The 16,440-nt window shown below is 37.6% G+C and carries 12 protein-coding genes and 1 pseudogene; 6 read left to right on the forward strand and 7 right to left on the reverse strand.

What is annotated here, in order from left to right; genetic code table 11:
* Positions 1–309 precede the first annotated feature (309 nt).
* The 6 genes from AC1DSK_RS14545 (at position 310) to AC1DSK_RS14570 (ending at position 4,975) form a co-directional block, all read left to right on the forward strand.
* Positions 310–897: a histidine phosphatase family protein gene (locus AC1DSK_RS14545; protein ID WP_477598317.1), complete on the forward strand. Its 588-nt coding sequence runs from the start codon at positions 310–312 to the stop codon at positions 895–897.
* 118 nt (positions 898–1,015) lie between these two features.
* Positions 1,016–1,468 carry a hypothetical protein gene (locus tag AC1DSK_RS14550; RefSeq protein WP_477546376.1) on the forward strand — a complete coding sequence of 151 codons (453 nt, stop codon included), beginning with the start codon at positions 1,016–1,018 and terminating at the stop codon, positions 1,466–1,468.
* A gap of 214 nt (positions 1,469–1,682) precedes the next feature.
* Complete coding sequence (locus AC1DSK_RS14555) at positions 1,683–2,567, forward strand: aminoglycoside phosphotransferase family protein (protein WP_477546377.1); 885 nt, start codon at positions 1,683–1,685, stop codon at positions 2,565–2,567.
* 385 nt (positions 2,568–2,952) lie between these two features.
* Complete coding sequence (locus AC1DSK_RS14560) at positions 2,953–3,501, forward strand: hypothetical protein (protein ID WP_477598319.1); 549 nt, start codon at positions 2,953–2,955, stop codon at positions 3,499–3,501.
* Between the two features lie 303 nt (positions 3,502–3,804).
* Positions 3,805–4,269: a DUF3291 domain-containing protein gene (locus AC1DSK_RS14565; RefSeq protein ID WP_477546379.1), complete on the forward strand. Its 465-nt coding sequence runs from the start codon at positions 3,805–3,807 to the stop codon at positions 4,267–4,269.
* Between the two features lie 280 nt (positions 4,270–4,549).
* The gene (locus tag AC1DSK_RS14570) at positions 4,550–4,975 is read left to right on the forward strand and encodes an ester cyclase (RefSeq protein ID WP_477546380.1); all 426 of its coding nucleotides are present in this window, start codon (positions 4,550–4,552) and stop codon (positions 4,973–4,975) included.
* Between the two features lie 174 nt (positions 4,976–5,149).
* Here AC1DSK_RS14570 and pstA read toward each other — a convergent pair whose 3' ends face one another.
* The 7 genes and pseudogenes from pstA to AC1DSK_RS14605 all read right to left on the reverse strand — a co-directional run bounded on the left by pstA (position 5,150) and on the right by AC1DSK_RS14605 (position 16,254).
* On the reverse strand, positions 5,150–6,049 hold the full coding sequence (gene pstA, locus AC1DSK_RS14575) for a phosphate ABC transporter permease PstA (RefSeq protein WP_477546381.1): 900 nt from the start codon (positions 6,047–6,049) through the stop codon (positions 5,150–5,152).
* A 2-nt stretch (positions 6,050–6,051) separates the two neighbouring features.
* The gene (gene pstC, locus AC1DSK_RS14580) at positions 6,052–6,981 is read right to left on the reverse strand and encodes a phosphate ABC transporter permease subunit PstC (RefSeq protein ID WP_477546382.1); all 930 of its coding nucleotides are present in this window, start codon (positions 6,979–6,981) and stop codon (positions 6,052–6,054) included.
* 78 nt (positions 6,982–7,059) lie between these two features.
* Positions 7,060–7,920 carry a phosphate ABC transporter substrate-binding protein gene (locus AC1DSK_RS14585; protein ID WP_477546383.1) on the reverse strand — a complete coding sequence of 287 codons (861 nt, stop codon included), beginning with the start codon at positions 7,918–7,920 and terminating at the stop codon, positions 7,060–7,062.
* A complete protein-coding gene (locus AC1DSK_RS14590) occupies positions 7,917–9,707 on the reverse strand; it encodes a stalk domain-containing protein (protein ID WP_477598322.1) in 1,791 nt (596 codons plus the stop codon). The genes AC1DSK_RS14585 and AC1DSK_RS14590 overlap by 4 nt, the downstream gene beginning before the upstream one ends.
* Before the next feature lie 371 nt (positions 9,708–10,078).
* On the reverse strand, positions 10,079–11,356 hold the full coding sequence (locus AC1DSK_RS14595) for an endonuclease (RefSeq protein ID WP_477546466.1): 1,278 nt from the start codon (positions 11,354–11,356) through the stop codon (positions 10,079–10,081).
* A 135-nt stretch (positions 11,357–11,491) separates the two neighbouring features.
* Positions 11,492–11,899 (reverse strand): annotated as a pseudogene (locus AC1DSK_RS14600) (DUF6359 domain-containing protein); the annotation flags it as partial.
* Positions 11,900–11,937: 38 nt separating this feature from the next.
* Positions 11,938–16,254: a 5'-nucleotidase C-terminal domain-containing protein gene (locus AC1DSK_RS14605; protein ID WP_477546385.1), complete on the reverse strand. Its 4,317-nt coding sequence runs from the start codon at positions 16,252–16,254 to the stop codon at positions 11,938–11,940.
* Positions 16,255–16,440: the final 186 nt, after the last annotated feature.

Genomic DNA, 16,440 nt, shown 5'->3' on the forward strand with positions numbered 1-16,440 from the left:
TACTACGTGAATTTGCACAAATGCTTACAGAACACTTAGCATTGGCACATTGTGAAGTAATAATAAAGATTTATCAAGAGAACCCTGATAAAGCGATAGAACTAATGATGTTAACGAAATATGGTTTTAAAGAATCAGACATACCATTAGATAAGTTATTGCATTTTAATCAAGAGTAGAGGCCTTTAGTTCTTGTTCTACTAACTGGTGCTTTACTTCAATAAGGAGTACAGCCTTTTTTCTTATTGAACTAACGGGGCAGTAGAGTTGAAGAAGGAAAAATAAGAGAAACTTATTGGGGGGAATATATTGAGTACAGTTGTTTATATGGTGAGACACGGTGAGTCGCCAAAAGAAGGAAATGATARAACAAGAGGATTAACCGAAAAAGGTTATTTAGATGCTCAACGAGTAACTGATATATTGAAAGATGAAAAAATCGATGCAGTTGTTTCAAGCCCATACATACGTTCAATATTGACTGTTGAAAAGATAGCTCAACATATAGGGCAAGAAGTTTTAGTCTTTGAGGATTTAAAAGAGAGGATATTTTCTTCTGAAAACAAAAGATTAGCTGATAAGGAATTGGTTCAGATTTTGGAAAAGTCGTTTTTCGATTCGAATTTCTCCTTAGAGGGAGGAGAATCAAATGCTGATTGTCAAAAAAGAGCTATAAAAGTTTTAAAAGAACTATTAGATACTTTGAGAAATAAAAAAGTAGTGATAGGAACTCACGGGGCTATTATGACCTTGATGATGGGATATTTCGATAACACCTATGACTTGAATTTTTTACATAGCACATCAAAACCTGATATTTATAGAATGGAATTCAATGAACAGGAATTACTGAACGTTCAAAGAATATGGGGTGTAAGTATTAGCGTTAACCAATAAAAATTATTTCTTGTTCTTCAACTAACGGATGCTTTAGTTGAGTAATACATTCTAAGCTTTACTTATACCCGTAAATAACAAGCTTCACTGTTGATGTATAGAAAGAAGGGGCAATTAAATGAAATACCAATTACATTTTACCATTTCAGAATACTTTCAGGGGGTTGATGGATATCCGGTGCCTGAAGATTATGGGTATTGGGTTCCGTTAATGAAACACTTCATTGAGAGGTCGGATACAGTTGAAATCCATTGTTGGAATGAAGAAAAAGAAGTGATCAAGGAAATGAACGCCTTAGTTCAAAGTCATCCTAGGTTGCCAAAAGATGTAAACTTAACTATTTTTCACTGCAGTCTAACGGACGAGGTTGCACATCATCTCCTATATGAACACATAGCTGAAACGGAAAATATAAAATGGTTCTCTATTTTCTTAAGCAAAGGCGATATTACAATGTTTCACTCTGAACATTGGGGAACAGAATTTTTTGCCCCTGATCTTAGTCAAGAAGATATAGCGTATATTAGATCTGTTATGCCAAAGGTTACAAATTTCCACGAATACAAGTAGGGTGATTAATGAACAGTTAGCTACTATGTCATCTCTTTTTCTTCTTTAACTAACGGGGCAGGATAGTGGAATAAGAAGTCATTGTAGTAGTAAGTATATGGTACATTAAATGTAATCAAATTAAAGGGGTTGATAAGGATGCGTTTATCAAATAAATTTGTGACTGTAACTGGGTTTTGGGTGATGAATAAATAAAATTATAGGGAGAAATTAAATGATAAAAATCGACGTAGATTTAGTATCGAAGTTAATAAATAGCCAATTTCCAGAGTGGTCTAATTTGGAAATAAAGCCTGTTAAAAAAAGTGGAAATGATAATAAAACTTTTCACTTAGGCAACAGTATGAGCGTTAGGTTACCAAGTGATGAAGCCTATGTACCCCAAGTTGAAAAAGAACAAAAATGGTTACCCATTTTAGCCAAGCATCTTTCTACACCAATATCTGAACCATTAGCTAAAGGAGAACTAAGTGAGGATTACCCACATCCTTGGTCAGTCAACAAATGGTTGGATGGAGAGACATTAACTTTAGAAAATATAGATGATTCAAATCAATTTGCAAATGATTTGGGGAAATTTTTAGTTGAATTACAATCTATTGACGCCAGTGAAGGTCCCTTCGCTGGCGAACATAATTTTTATAGAGGCGGAGATATTGTTGTATACGATGATGAGTGTAGAGATGCCATTAATAATAATGTAAATACTTTTAATAAACACCTATTGAAAGAAATTTGGGAATTGGCATTAACTTCAAAGTGGGCTGGTGAACCAGTTTGGGTCCACGGTGACATAGCCCCAGGAAATATATTAATTGAAAATGGTAAATTGTGTGCGGTTATTGATTTTGGGATATTGGGAGTAGGAGACCCTTCTTGCGATGCTGCAATGGCTTGGACTTTTTTTGATGATAGTAGCAGAAAGACATTTAAGAATGCATTGAATTTTGATGCAGAAACTTGGAATAGAGCAAGAGGTTGGGCTTTATGGAAGGCTTTAATAACCTACAACTATAATAAACAATCTAACAAAGCAGTCGCAGATGAACAATGTAATATTATAGAAGTAATCATTAATGATTACGAAACTGAAAGATAAAGGCATTAAAATAGAATTTTTTATTGAACTAACGGGTGCTTTAGTTAAATACCCGGCAGCCTTTACAAGGCGGCTTTTTCTTATGGCCTAGATTTAATCGTGTACCTATACTTAGCTGTCGTATAGGTTACTGAACTTAGATTATTGAAAAAGTTCTTGAACATTAATAAAAGAATTAACCTCACAAAACACTGTAAATATAGGGTGTTTGTTCATTAACTCCTGGTTTTCTGAACAAAACCCTTCGGTTCAGTGATTGAATCGGGCTTTATAAGATCTTTGAATAAAACGTTACTAAACGGCGAATTATTTGGTAATTCATTTACAGGGGAGTTTATCTGTGGTAATATAACTAAATATTCCCAAGATTAAAGGAGATTGAATGATGAAAAAACTATTATTGCTTATTGCTTCACTTTCTTTAGTTCTTGCAGCTTGTACTGAAGACAAAGAAGACAAAGAAGAGAAAAAAGTTACAACGACTGTAGGAACTAAATCTGAAGAAACTGCATCTGAAGAAAAAGCGAACCCTGCTGGAGATATGATGAAGTTTTACTTATCAATCTCTCAATCTATTAATGCTGTAGATTCAGATCTAAATGCTTTTGAAAATGTAGATGTAGAAGCACCTCCAGAAGCTGCTGAGCTTAAAAAAATGCGGGATGCTGCAAAAACAGCTGCTGCAAATACTGCGGTTAAAGTAGAAGAATTAGAAGTTCCTGCTGAATTAAAAGATCATCAAGAAAMAATTGACTCAGCATTAAACAAAATGCAAGAAGCTTATACAATGAAAGCAGACGCATTAGCTGCAGAAGGTGAYGTTGTATTAGATGAGGCAAATGCTAAATTTGAAGAGGCTGAAGCTGAATTAAATGAGGTACTTAAAGAAGTTGGCTTAGCAGAATCAAGCATTGCCAGCGAAGTAGCACAATAAGAAAAAATCGTCCGATTGAACGGACGATTTTTTTATTTTACATTATGTCAGTTGGATTATATACAAATGTGTAGCCAGCTGCCTTTAAATGGCAGCTTTTCTTATGGAGTAATGAAATCGAATACTTCCCAATCCGGGTGTTATGTCTACTAGGAGTGCATGCAGCACACTCGTTCAGCGATAGAATAGATATGTTACAGATTGCATTTTTTCTTCAACTAACGAGGCAGGTTAGCTGAAGAAGGAATTTTCACATTTTTACTTGAATATATCTAGGAAAAGACTATAGATGGAGGGCTGTTTATGGCATTAGTTTCAATCTATACTGTTGGTAGGCTAAACCACCCCTATGACCACCCTGCCTCTCGTGAATTTTTTCAAGTGGGAAATGAAGTATATCGTCAGGCAACTAAATCAGGACTTATAGAGGCGTTTTCACCTGAAGGAGTCTCTTTCCCTGAAGAAACCGTAAAGGGAAATGGTTCTCCTATTCTTACACTAACAGTATGGAGAAGCCTTCAATCCTTATATCGGTTTACCTATTCAGGACAGCATATGCAAGCATTACGAGATAGAAGCAGATGGATTGAGCCATATCCAGAGAAACACCTATCTTATGTAGTTTGGTGGACAGAAAAGGTTAAGGATGTCTCATGGGAGGAGGCATTCAAGAGATACAACTATTATATTCAGCATGGTCCCACTCCTTTTGCATTTGACTTTAAGCATGCATTTGATGAAAAAGGGGAGACGTTCTTGATGAAGTAGCAGGGGGGACCCTTTATTAATTGGGGAATTATCCATTGAAACTAATGGTGACGTTAAGGAGTAATACACCTTCCTGTGACATTTTTATCGCCATTTTTATTTATTCTAGAGGAAATTGTGAAGTATTACACTTCAACTATCGGGTACGTTAGTTGAAGATCAATGAGCTGCATTGACGGCTCTTTTTTCATGTTAAACTAACGCACTCGTTAGTTTAATAGTTAGCTAAAATCACCTATGATATTATTAGTTTTGAATTCATTAATAAGGGGGTTTTTAAATGACACCAGAACAAATTGTTAGAGAATTTTTTGAAGAAGTACGTTCAGGTAATAATCCTGATTACTCAAATCAATTAATGGCAGAACAAGTATTGGCACATCAAATTGTATCTGAAGAAGAACAAACAGTTTTGAGGACACCTAAAGATTATGCTGAACACGTAAGAGAAATGATTGACGCATATGGTAATTTTTCTTTAGAAATTCAAGAATTTTTAGTACAAGGAAATAAAGTATATGTACGTTGGAAACAAGTAGGTAAACACGTAGGAGAAATCGATGGTTTTTCCCCAACGGGTCTTCCAGTAATTGAAATTGCAAGTGCTGTATATAAAATAGAAAATGAAAAAATTGCTGAGTATTGGATTCAAATTGATAGGTCAGGTATTCAAAAACAATTAGAAAGTAATAAAAATATTAAGTAGTTTATTTTCCGAACTAATCGTGTCATTTCTGTCATTTAACCAAAAAAAATAACCCATCCTAGTTAGACGCAAAAGATGGGTTACTTCTTCATAAGTGAAGTTGTCATCCATAGTAAGAAGAACCAGCTGCCTTAAAAGGGAGCTTTTTTCTATGGAGTAATGAGGTGTTACTTCCTATTTCATACGACTTCTCATTTTGTAATCTCTCAACCAGAGTGGAAATCTCATCGTTAAACTAATTATTAAGACGATTAACACTAAAACCGCTGCAGACATGTCTGCAATATCTGCAGCATCTTCTACAATCGCGCTTGATTGAAGATACCAAAGATGGACAGGTAAGGTTCCACCTTGCGAAAGCAAGTTAAAGTCCCACATATTCCCCGATGTCCCCGTTCCACCAACAAGTAAAATAACAGCAGATTCACCGAAAGCACGGCAGGTGGCCAAGCTTAATCCAGTTAATATCCCACCCATGGCGACTGGAACGACTACATTGACAATCGACTTTGATTTGGTTGATCCTAACGCGTAGGATGCTTCTCTTAACTCGGCTGGAACAGCTTGAAGCGACACCTCTGTTACTCGTGTAATAACAGGTAAATTAAGCAACGATAAGGCAACACCAGCTCCTAAAATGGTTAAACCTATATTAAAGATATCTACAAATACAACATAGCCAAATAATCCAAATACAATCGAAGGTACGGTTGCTAAACTCTCAACACATGTTCGTATAAATTCAGTTAATCGATTATTTGGCGCGTACTCTGATAGATAAATCCCTGAGCCAACACCAATTGGAATCGAAATGACCAATGAAATAAATAAGACGTAAAAGGAGTTAATCAGAAACGGCCCAACACCTCCTCCTGCTACAATTTCATCTGGTAATCCAAAGAAAAAGTGAGGAGTCAGTTTTGGTAAACCCTTTGAAAGAATAAATAGAAGTAACGCAGCGATGAGAAAAAGAATGATCACTGTTAATATCCATAAGCTAATTGTCAGCATACGATCAACAAGGTATCTTGATTTTTTATTTTTTATCAGTTCGTTTGAAATACCACTTCTCATACTTATACCCCTTTTGGACGAAGTTTGCGGATTAGGACAATCATAAGTGACGAGATGATTAATAAAATGAAAGCCATCATGTACAAGGCATTACTCCATGTTGATCCAAATTCAACATCAATGATTTGGTTAACAATATTACTGGTAAGTACAGCGGTTGGTGTGACCAAATCAGTTGGTAGTTGTGCTGTATTCCCTATCACCATAACAACAGCCATCGTTTCACCAATGGCCCGAGCCATCCCTAAAATGATTGCAGTAAATATACCCGATTTTGCTGCTGGCAAAACAATCCCAAACACTGTTTGAAATCTTGTGCTCCCCATAGCATAACTCGCTTCTCTTAGCTCCTGAGGAACAGCAGTGATCGCATCATCACTAATTCTTGAAATCGTAGGTAATACCATAATCGTCAAAACAATGGCTGCAGCTAACAAACCATCTCCTAACAGACTTCCAGTCACTTGTCTTAAGAACGGTAAAAGAATGGTCAAACCTAAGTAGCCATAGACTATAGATGGGATTCCCACGAGTAAATCCAAAACAGGTCGAATTATACGTTTTAGTGATTCTGGTGCGATTTCAACCGTAAATATTGCTAGTCCTATGGAAATCGGTGCTGCAAACAACAGAGTTAATGCGGTCAAAGAAAGTGTACCTATGATAAAGACGGCAGCACCATACTTTTCTTCATAAGGCTCCCAAGTCGTAGAAAAGAGAAATTCAGTCAGAGAAACATCATTAAAGACTAAAAATCCTGTCCGCCCGATAAAAAGAACAAGTGCGAAAAGAACAAGTCCCATGAAAAGTGCGCTAGTAAAACAGAAGACTTGAAACAATCGATTATTAAAGTAGTTAAGTTTCATTTTCTTCATTTGATTTTTTGCAAATGAAACATTTACAGTGGGTAGTGGATGTGCGATCTTTGCCATAAAAATCCTCCAAACTAAATTGAAAGCCAGCTCTGAATAGAGCTGGCTTTCTATGTTTATGGTAAACATAGATTTAACTTAATTCATTGCACTAATAGGAATAAACTTTAGTTTCTTTAATGAACCATTTTGGAATTTACTGCTTTGAATGAACTTAATAAATGCAGCTTCAGAACCTTTAGGAGTGCCTTTTGTCAATAAGTATCCATAACCCCAAATTTTATAGTTACCATTCACAACGTTTGTCGTAGTTGCAGATACACCGTTGAAGCTAAGAGCTTTAATATCACCTTTTACATAAGCTAAATCTGTATAACCGATAGCATTTGGATTTGCTCCGACATTTTTAACCATATCTCCATTACTGCTAACTTCTTTATAATTTTCACCTTTTGACATAAAATCATTTCCAGCTAAAGCCTTCATTTGATAGTTAACACGTGTACCAGAACCATGTTTACGATTTACTACAACGATTTCTGAATCGTCGCCACCAACTTGCTTCCAGTTTTTAATTTTCCCTGAAAAAATATCTTGAAGCTGTTTTGTTGATAAATTTTTTACCGGATTTGATTTGTGAGTGATTGTTGCAAATGGAATAACTGCAATTTTGTGTGCTTTTAAACTATCAAAAGCGCTGAATCCAGGAACAGCTTTGGTTGCATCCCAGTCAGCTGCACCTATTGTTGCTGAACCTTTCATAACAGATTGAGGACCAGCAATTGAAGAAGAACCTGATACCGAAATAGAAACTTTAGGATTAGCTTTTTTAAATTCTTTTGCAGCTTGTTGTGTTAAAGGTAATAAAGCAGAAGAACCTGCAACGACGATTTTCCCACTTGTTGCTGCCTGAGCTGTTGTTGTTATTCCACCAAAAGTTAAACCCACTGATGCGACAACCACTAGTGCCGCTGCTGTAAATCGTTTCAAGATATTCATTTGTTATTCGCTCCTTTATTTTTCGTTAATGCTTCAAATTGACCGTTTTTCCATACAACCACAATTTCGCCGTCTTCACCCGGTGTAGTCGCAACAAGTGACTTACCGTCAGGAGAAATTGTGAATGATGTTAATGGAAGGTTAGTTTGAGCTAATTTTCTTAACCCTTTTGTATCTGTATTTACTTCGTAAAGAGTGCTCATGCTGTTTTCTTCAGCAACTAGAATCACTAGTTTTCCTTGTGGTGTTACCAAAGATGAAATAATGTCTTTGTTCTTAACAAGTACAGTCGTTTCATCCACTCCATATAAAATCTTTAACTCTGGAAGCTCTTCACTATCTGTCTTAGCACTTAAATACACGATGCCCGCATTTTTTAGGAACATAGAGAAAACTTTATTATCATTCGTCGTGGTCAATTGATCTGCTTTCACTTCTTTGCTCTCAAGGTCTATAGAGTAAATTTGAGGCTCAGTGCCAGTTAAATCGATAGAGTCCACATCTGTTTTGTCATCATCTGTATATTTTGTCGTTCCTTCTTTACCCACTACATACAGAACTTTTTTTCCATCAAAAGATAAATGTAAATCCGACTTGTAGGTCAGCTTATCTTCAAAAACTTTTGTAACCTTACCATCAGTAATTGTCATATATGAAATTTTTTCGTTTTTATCTCCTTGAAGGAAGTAAACCTTTGTTCCATCAGATGACCAAACAAATTCAACTTTAAGTGAGTCATCTTCTGCATTTACAACAGTATCCATTTTCGTTTCAAAGTCGACTAAATGCATAAATCCTGTCTCGTCCGAATAAACAGCTTTTTTGCCATTGGGTGAAACAATTAAATCTGTTGCATTAATTGTCCAGCTTGCTTTTTTAGTTTGGGTATCTAATAGCACTGAACGATCATTATTAGTAACTAATAGTGTTTTTTCATTAATGAATTGTGGCGCAAACGTATCTCCACTTACTAAACCAGAAGTTGCAACAAATAAACTGCTATTTAACTTTTGAACATCTCCTCCAAATGCAGTAACAATATCGTTCAGATCAGCGTAAACAATGCCTTTCACATGGACAGGACTTGCTACTAACTTCATGGATGTTCCATTATTTTGTAATACCTTGCTTAATAATTTAAATTTCAAAGTTTTACCTTGCTTAGAAAGAGTGATTTCATTATTCTTTCCGATTGTTGTGGTTGCAGAAAATAATTTTGAAATATCTTGAACAGAATAAAGCTGTTTGCCGTTTACAGTGAACGTATTCACTTGTTTTCCAGTACCGTCTACCATTAATTTGGAAGATCCAAGTTTAAAACTACCATTTACAGAGATTAATAGGTTTTTATCTGTTAATATATCTCCACCTAATGCTTTAACGAGGGGTGTTACTTGGACAAATAATGTTTTATGTTCTAGCTTTGCTGGAATCCCTAACTTGCTTTTTTTCCCATTTGCTACATAAACATTGGAGTTTTGAGTTAACTGGATTGTTTTTTTGTTTTTCCCTATTCCTTTTGTAATCGTGTATGTTTTTGTTTTTTGATTGTAAGTGATGGAAGCAGACATCATTTTAGCCAATTCTTGTACGGAGTGAAGCTTAATCTTGTTGATCTCAATAAATGAAACTGATTTTTCCATTCCCTCAACTAAGACCATTTCTTTTTTTACAGTCATATTTTGTTGCACGACTGCAGCATGTGCTTCATTAATTTCTACGGGAGCAAATAAACTACCCGATAAAACAGCGGATACAATAAATAAACTAGTTACTTGGCGCTTCATTCTTTCTTCCTCCTCTTTTATAGTTCAAATAAAGTAAACAAAAACCAGTAAATACCTCTCCTCCCAGTCTAATTACTCACTACTAAAGTCATTGTAGACTGCTTATATTAAGCTGGTGTGATTTTTTGTGTGAATATTGTAAAAATATCGTACGGATTTTATTAAGAATTGCAGTAGCAATAGAATATAAAAAGAATTGTTCCAATATAAAAACGGAACAATCCTTGTGAAATTTTAATATGTAAATTGAGTTTCTTCTATGTAAATAGGCTACATATCCAATATGACAGAGAGGGAGGGAGGGGGTGAGAATTTTGAGTCTTACATTGCAAAAAAAGCCCCTTCATCATGATGAAGGGGAGGAGGCTTGTTTATGATGCTTCTTCCAATTCGTTTGGATTAGCTGCATTCCAAATTGATTCTACCCATTGTGGGTTATCGATGAAAGGATTGCGGTTTCCTTGGATGCTGTAAATGACATTGTTGCGGTTCGCTTCGAATGCATCAACAGGATCCTGGATGTGCCATTGTAGCAATATGGACAGTTTACCATGGTAAGGTGCTGAACCATTATTTAAATTGTTGTTCAGTTCTAAATCCACGCGATCCCCTTTTTCATAGCGTGTTGCCATGTAGAAGAGCATGCGAGCAACGTCGCCTTTGACGCTATCAGGTGGCTCGAATGAACTGCCTGTTTTTAAGCAACCATTACAGCCACTTACTGGACTTCCGCCGTTATCGAAGTCAAGGTTTCCTCGGGAGCTGTTAACTTGAACGTTGGTTGGTCGCAAGTGATGGATATCAGTACCTGGGCCGTTGCTTGTGCCGAAATTGCCATGTGATTTTGCCCAAACGTGTTCCCGATTCCAGTTGGTTGTGGTCCCGCCGTTATTGCTTTTCGGGCTTGATACTTTTGAGTAGAACAAGATGACGTTGTTCGGGTTGTTCGGATCCTCGTCTGTTTCGCGGAGAGCTGCCCAAACTGCGTCATATGATAAGACTTTGTGATTTTTTATGATATCGTGTAAAGCTGTTTTTAGTGTTTGACCTTGTTTACCTTCTGCATCTTTGTAATAATCACCAGCGGTAGGTGGGATTACCGTATCTGATACAGTTACTGAGAAGCTTCCTGTGACTTCGAATTCGCCATCAGTTGCTGTAACTCCGACAATATAAGAGCCTTCAGGTAGTGATAATGTCAATACGCCATCTGTAATTGTACCAAGTGTAGACGTGTAGGTTAACTCATCGTTATCCACATCTGTGAAATGTTTAGCTAGGTTTATGGTGATGGTTTCACCTGTTTTCACTGATTTGTTCGTGAATATATTTGCCAGGATTGGGGAATGGTTTGCATTCGGATCTGCAGGGTAGTCAATTACCTCGCCTTTTACGTTCGTATATGCGATTGTTTCAGGATTAGCACCGTTAATGAAAGTTAGGGCTTGAATGTTTTCAGCGCCACGGATTTCCTTGACATTCGGTCCATCCACCACAATTTCGGAAGCAATATTACCTTTGAAATCAAAAATTGCTTCTGCAGCTACTGGATTAAGTGTCAGTTTGTTCGATGAGAATCCTTGTCCATGAAATTCACCATATGCTCCTATTGCAAAGATGCCATCTGTGATTGTCGAAGAACTGTCCATCGTAACGGAAATACTTGGGTCATCGATAGTGATTTTATTCGTTTGTATATTTGTGAAATTGAATGTTTTTTCTGGTGTAATCGGTGTTACCTCAATCGGTACTTCAGGTTCTTCAATGGTTGAAAATGCAATAGCTGAAGGGTTTTTCAAACCAGGCTTTGAAAAGTACGCTGTCAGATCACCTGAAATGTCCACTTGTTTTCCGATAAGGGAAGGGTTTGAGTTTAATCCCCAATCACTTCGGAAACTAGAAGTTACAGCTACGAAAAGCATGTTATTTACATTTGTCTCGTCTGCACGATCTGCAATAGCGAAGTTGAAATCGTCAGGCAGATTAGTTTTGGAGACATTTGAGGCACTGTTAATATGTCCGATAATATAGCCGCGAACGGTTGCTTTACCGCTGTTGGTGGCAATGGCATCTGACACTGTCTTAACTTCTTCGGCTTTTGCCACTTGTAATGTGTAGGGCATGACCATACTGAGTAATAAGATGAAAACCAGTCCAAGGAGACCAGTCTTTTTACGTTTTAAGTAAGTCATTAAGTACGCTCCAGTCTATTTGATTTTTTTCTGGGTGCTTAGAAAATGATGTCGCCATCCACTTGAATGCCATCAAGGCTAACATTGTTTAAATCTAGTCCGGAAAGGTCCATATTGCCTTCAACTTGAATGTTCAAGAATGACAAGTTAGTTGAAGAAGTTCCTTTGATCATCAGGTCGCCTGTAATTGTTGCATGTTGAAGTAATTGAGCATTTTCCATGGTTACAATAACATCACCAATAAATGTTTTTGGTGTCTCAGCAGATCCAGAAAATTCTTCCGGAGTAACTTCAAATGGTCCAGTTGGTTCAACAGGAACTTTAGCATCGTCCAAAATACGTTCTTCAATTTGTGGATTTACAGTACCTAATTTTTGAACATAGTCTCTTAAATTTTCCCAATCTGATAAACCTAAATCTGTAACGCGACCTTCGTCGTAAGCATTTTTGAAGACTGTAAAGCCGTCTCCACCTTTTGCAGTGAATGCGTTCGTCGCAATAACATAATCAGAAGTTAAATTGATATCCGAGAAAGAGCTATCTGTGTTTTTGACTTTCATCGAAGTAACACGATTTCCAGCTGCTCTGCGGCTGTCGTAAGTAAATTTCATACCAGAAATATGCAAGAATCCACCGTTTTCGCCTGGTGCTAGACTGACGCTATGTTCAAGTGCCATTTTGATTTCCGCACCTGACAGTGTCATGGTTGCAAGCGTATTACCGAATGGAAGGGTAGTCAACACTTCGCCAACTGTGATTGGTCCTGCGTCTATTGGATTTCGAATTCCTCCGCCGTTTTGCATTGCAATCACAACTTTGGAGTTATATTCTTTCGCTTTATCAAGCATGCCGTCAGTAATTAGATTTCCAAGTTTTGTTTCATTTGCCCGGACACTCTCCATACTAGTAGGTCCAAGGCGTGGGTTCGCTAGTTCTTCAAGTGCAGTAGCGCCTGTCGGTTCATTTTTAATTGTGGCAACTTCATCAGCGTAAGGTTGAAGTAATTCTTTTGCTTGCGCATCTTCCGCTTTGCCAGCAGTTGCGATCAATTGTCCATTGTGCGCAGTAATGATACCTGATTTATCAAAAGTCACATCCAGCGTGCCTAAGAAATCACCATATTGGTAGGCTTGTACGATGATTGTTAAGTCTTTTGCCACACCATTTTCGTCTACTGCCACTTCGACAGGAGCTTTTAATTGTGTATGACTATGGCCACCGACTATTACATCAATGCCATCTACATGCTTCGCTAATAATTGATCGTTATCGAAGGCAGGATTATCATCAAAACCTAAGTGGGTAATGGCCACGATTTTGTTTACGCCTTGGCTTTCCAGTTCTTCTACTGCTTCATTTGCAGAAGTGATGTAATTTTTGAACGTCACATCATTGGCGCTTGAAATTTGAACTGTTTCTTCCGTTGTTAAACCAAAGAATCCAACGCGCTGACCATTAATATTCTTAATAATCGTGTTGTACATTTTACCGCCGACCGGGTCAATACCAGTCGAATCGTTGAACAAATCTTTTAAGTTTGCATCTGCCGAAAAGTCCACGTTACTTGAGACAATCGGGAATTCTGCGTCTTTAATAAAATTAGCCAGTGCTTGATGGCCATCAGGTGATGAGCCAAGATCGAATTCGTGATTTCCAAGAGTCATGAAATCATATTGGGCCAAATTCATAAAAGCAAGGTCCGCTTGTCCCTGGAACTTGTTGAAATATAATGTTCCAGAGAAGACATCCCCAGCATCAAGTAACAATGCATCAGGTTTTGCTGCGCGAACTTCTTTAATGGCGGTTAAGCGTTTTGCTGCATTGTCTAAACGAGCGTGCGTATCATTTGTGTGCATCAATGACAACGTAAAAGGACCTGGAGGAACTACTGATGCTGTGTTTACGATACGACCTTCAACTTGAGGATCGACTGTGCCTAAGTTTTTAACGTAGTCACGAAGGTTCTCCCAGTCAGCAGCGCCAAGGTCGGTTACGCGGCCTGCTTCATATGCATTCTTGAAAACTGTGTAGCCGTCTCCACCTTTAGCTGTAAATGCGTTTGTCGCGATTACATAGTTGCTTGCTGGAACGATATCTGAGAATGAACCGTCTGTATTTTCAACTTTCATTGAAGTAACACGGCTACCGACTGCAAGTGAGCTGTCGAAAGTGAACTTCATACCTGAGATATGCAGGAATCCACCGCTTTCTTTCGGTGATTGGCTAACACTGTGCTCTAAAGCTGTTTTGATTTCAGCGCCAGAAAGAGTCATTGTTGCCAATGTGTTACCGAATGGCAATGTTGTTAATACTTCACCGACTGTAATTGGACCAGAGTTGATAGGAGCGCGAATACCTCCACCGTTTTGCATTGAGATGACTACGTTTGGATTGAATTGTTTTGCTTTCCAAAGCATACCGTCTGCAATCAAGTTACCCAATTTAGTTTCGTTTGAACGAACACTTGGACCTGTATCATTTGATCGTGGGTTGTCTAAAGCTGAAACAGCTGTAGCTCCAGTTTCTTCGAGTTTAATTGTTGCGATTTGATCAGCATAAGGTTGCAGCAAAGCTTTCGCTTCAGCATCTTCAGTTTTTGAAGAAATCGTGATTAATCCACCTGTTTTACCTGTTACAATTCCGTTTTTGTCAAACGTTACATCGAGTGTTCCAAGGAATTCACTGTATTGGTAGGCTTGTACGATAATTGTAGGGCTCTTCGCCACACCATTTTCATCCAAGTTTACTTGAACTGGTGCATCCAATTTTGTATGGCTGTGACCGCCTACGATTACGTCAATTCCATCAACATATTTCGCTAGAAGTAGATCATTGTCGAATGCAGGATTGTCATCATAGCCAAGGTGAGTGATTGCGATGATTTTGTTTACACCTTGACGTGTCAACTCATCTACAGCTGAGTTTGCAGATGAAATGTAATTTTTAAATTTCACATCTTTTGCACTTGAAATTTCAGCCGTTTCTTCTGTTGTTAAACCGAAGAATCCAATACGTTCTCCATTTACATTTTTAATAACTGTGTTATACATTTTGCCGCCTGTAGGATCAATTCCAACGCCGCTATTTTTTAAATCTTTTAAGTTAGCATCTGCTGAGAAATCAACGTTACTGCTGACAATTGGGAATTTAGCACCTTTGATGAAATCAGCAAGCGCTTTGTGACCTTCTGGAGTAGAACCAAGATCGAACTCATGGTTACCTAATGTCATCATGTCGTATTTAGCTAAATTCATGAAATCTAAGTCTGCTTTGCCCTGGAACTTATTGAAATATAAAGTTCCCGAGAAAACATCCCCAGCATCAAGTAATAGAGCGTTTGGCTTCGCAGCGCGCACTTCTTTTATTGCCGTGATGCGTTTTGCCACATTATCCAAATTTGCATGTGTATCGTTTGTATGCATTAGTGATAGTGTGAAAGGATTTGGATTACCGGGTGTTATTGGTGGTGTAACCACTACTGGTGCCGCAACAGTAACTGTTAACACTAAGTTAGTTGCTTTGTTTCCAGCTTTATCTTCCGCACTATATGTTATCGTGTACGTACCTGAGTTAGCTGTGTTAATCGTGCTGATTTCAGCACCTTCACTGTTACGAATTGTAGTTTTAACGGGAACGCTAGCATCTTTGTTATCAGTTGCTGTAACAACTGGAACAGCAAATTGGCCATTGTGTGCAACATTTATAGATGTAGCTCCTGTGTAAGTGAAAGTAGGTGCTACTTTGTCAGTTGTTTGGTTCATGTCTTTGCCACGATATAGGAACATAGCCATTTCGCCACGAGTCACCGCTAAGTTTGAGCCAAATGTAGTGTCTGTTTTCCCTTCAGTCAATCCAGCTTTTAATAGTGCGTTTACATATGAATCCCAGCGATTATTTACATCTGTAAATGTGTTGTTAATCCCAGTGCCATCTAACTTGTAAGCACTTGCTAAAACTTTAGCCATTTCGCCACGAGTGATTTTAGCATCTGGATCGAAAGATGTTTTCGTTTTTCCATTAATTATTCCAGCTGCAAATAGAGCGTTAACTGAACCTTCAACTCGTACATTTAAATCTGTGAAAGTAGATTTTGGAGCGGTGGCTACATTAAGACCGATTGCTTTAGCAATCATGATTGCCGCATCTCCACGTTTTAATGAATCGTTTGTTCCAAATGTTGATTCGCTATACCCTTGTGAGATACTTTCAGTTGTTACGTAATTGACTGCTGCTTTAAGTGTACTTGGTACGTCACTATATGCTGCAGAAGCGGCAATCGGTAGTGTAGATGCGACTAAAGCTGCTGTGGCTGCTGTAGCAACGAACTTTTGATGCCTTTTAACATGAATAGACATTCGTCAATCCCCCGTATAGTTATTTTTGTTTAGAAATATATGAATATTCCATCACATTATAATCTTAACACTACTATTATCATAATAGCTAACTAAAAACACAAGACTATTAACCTATTAAAAGGGTAATTCATTCGAAAGTTTACAAAATTTACTTCTTAACAATGTTGAAACAACTAAGTTTCA

This window comes from Paenisporosarcina sp. P4_B8 (assembly GCF_056402175.1).

Bases quoted from the DNA above. Each gene is read 5' to 3' on its own strand.
- AC1DSK_RS14550 (WP_477546376.1), top strand. From the start codon at position 1,016: ATGAAATACCAATTACATTTTACCATTTCAGAATACTTTCAGGGGGTT.
- AC1DSK_RS14585 (WP_477546383.1), bottom strand. From the start codon at position 7,920: ATGAATATCTTGAAACGATTTACAGCAGCGGCACTAGTGGTTGTCGCA.
- AC1DSK_RS14595 (WP_477546466.1), bottom strand. From the start codon at position 11,356: ATGGACAGTTCTTCGACAATCACAGATGGCATCTTTGCAATAGGAGCA.
- pstA (WP_477546381.1), bottom strand. From the start codon at position 6,049: ATGAGAAGTGGTATTTCAAACGAACTGATAAAAAATAAAAAATCAAGA.
- AC1DSK_RS14565 (WP_477546379.1), top strand. From the start codon at position 3,805: ATGGCATTAGTTTCAATCTATACTGTTGGTAGGCTAAACCACCCCTAT.
- AC1DSK_RS14570 (WP_477546380.1), top strand. From the start codon at position 4,550: ATGACACCAGAACAAATTGTTAGAGAATTTTTTGAAGAAGTACGTTCA.
- AC1DSK_RS14590 (WP_477598322.1), bottom strand. From the start codon at position 9,707: ATGAAGCGCCAAGTAACTAGTTTATTTATTGTATCCGCTGTTTTATCG.
- pstC (WP_477546382.1), bottom strand. From the start codon at position 6,981: ATGGCAAAGATCGCACATCCACTACCCACTGTAAATGTTTCATTTGCA.
- AC1DSK_RS14605 (WP_477546385.1), bottom strand. From the start codon at position 16,254: ATGTCTATTCATGTTAAAAGGCATCAAAAGTTCGTTGCTACAGCAGCC.
- AC1DSK_RS14555 (WP_477546377.1), top strand. From the start codon at position 1,683: ATGATAAAAATCGACGTAGATTTAGTATCGAAGTTAATAAATAGCCAA.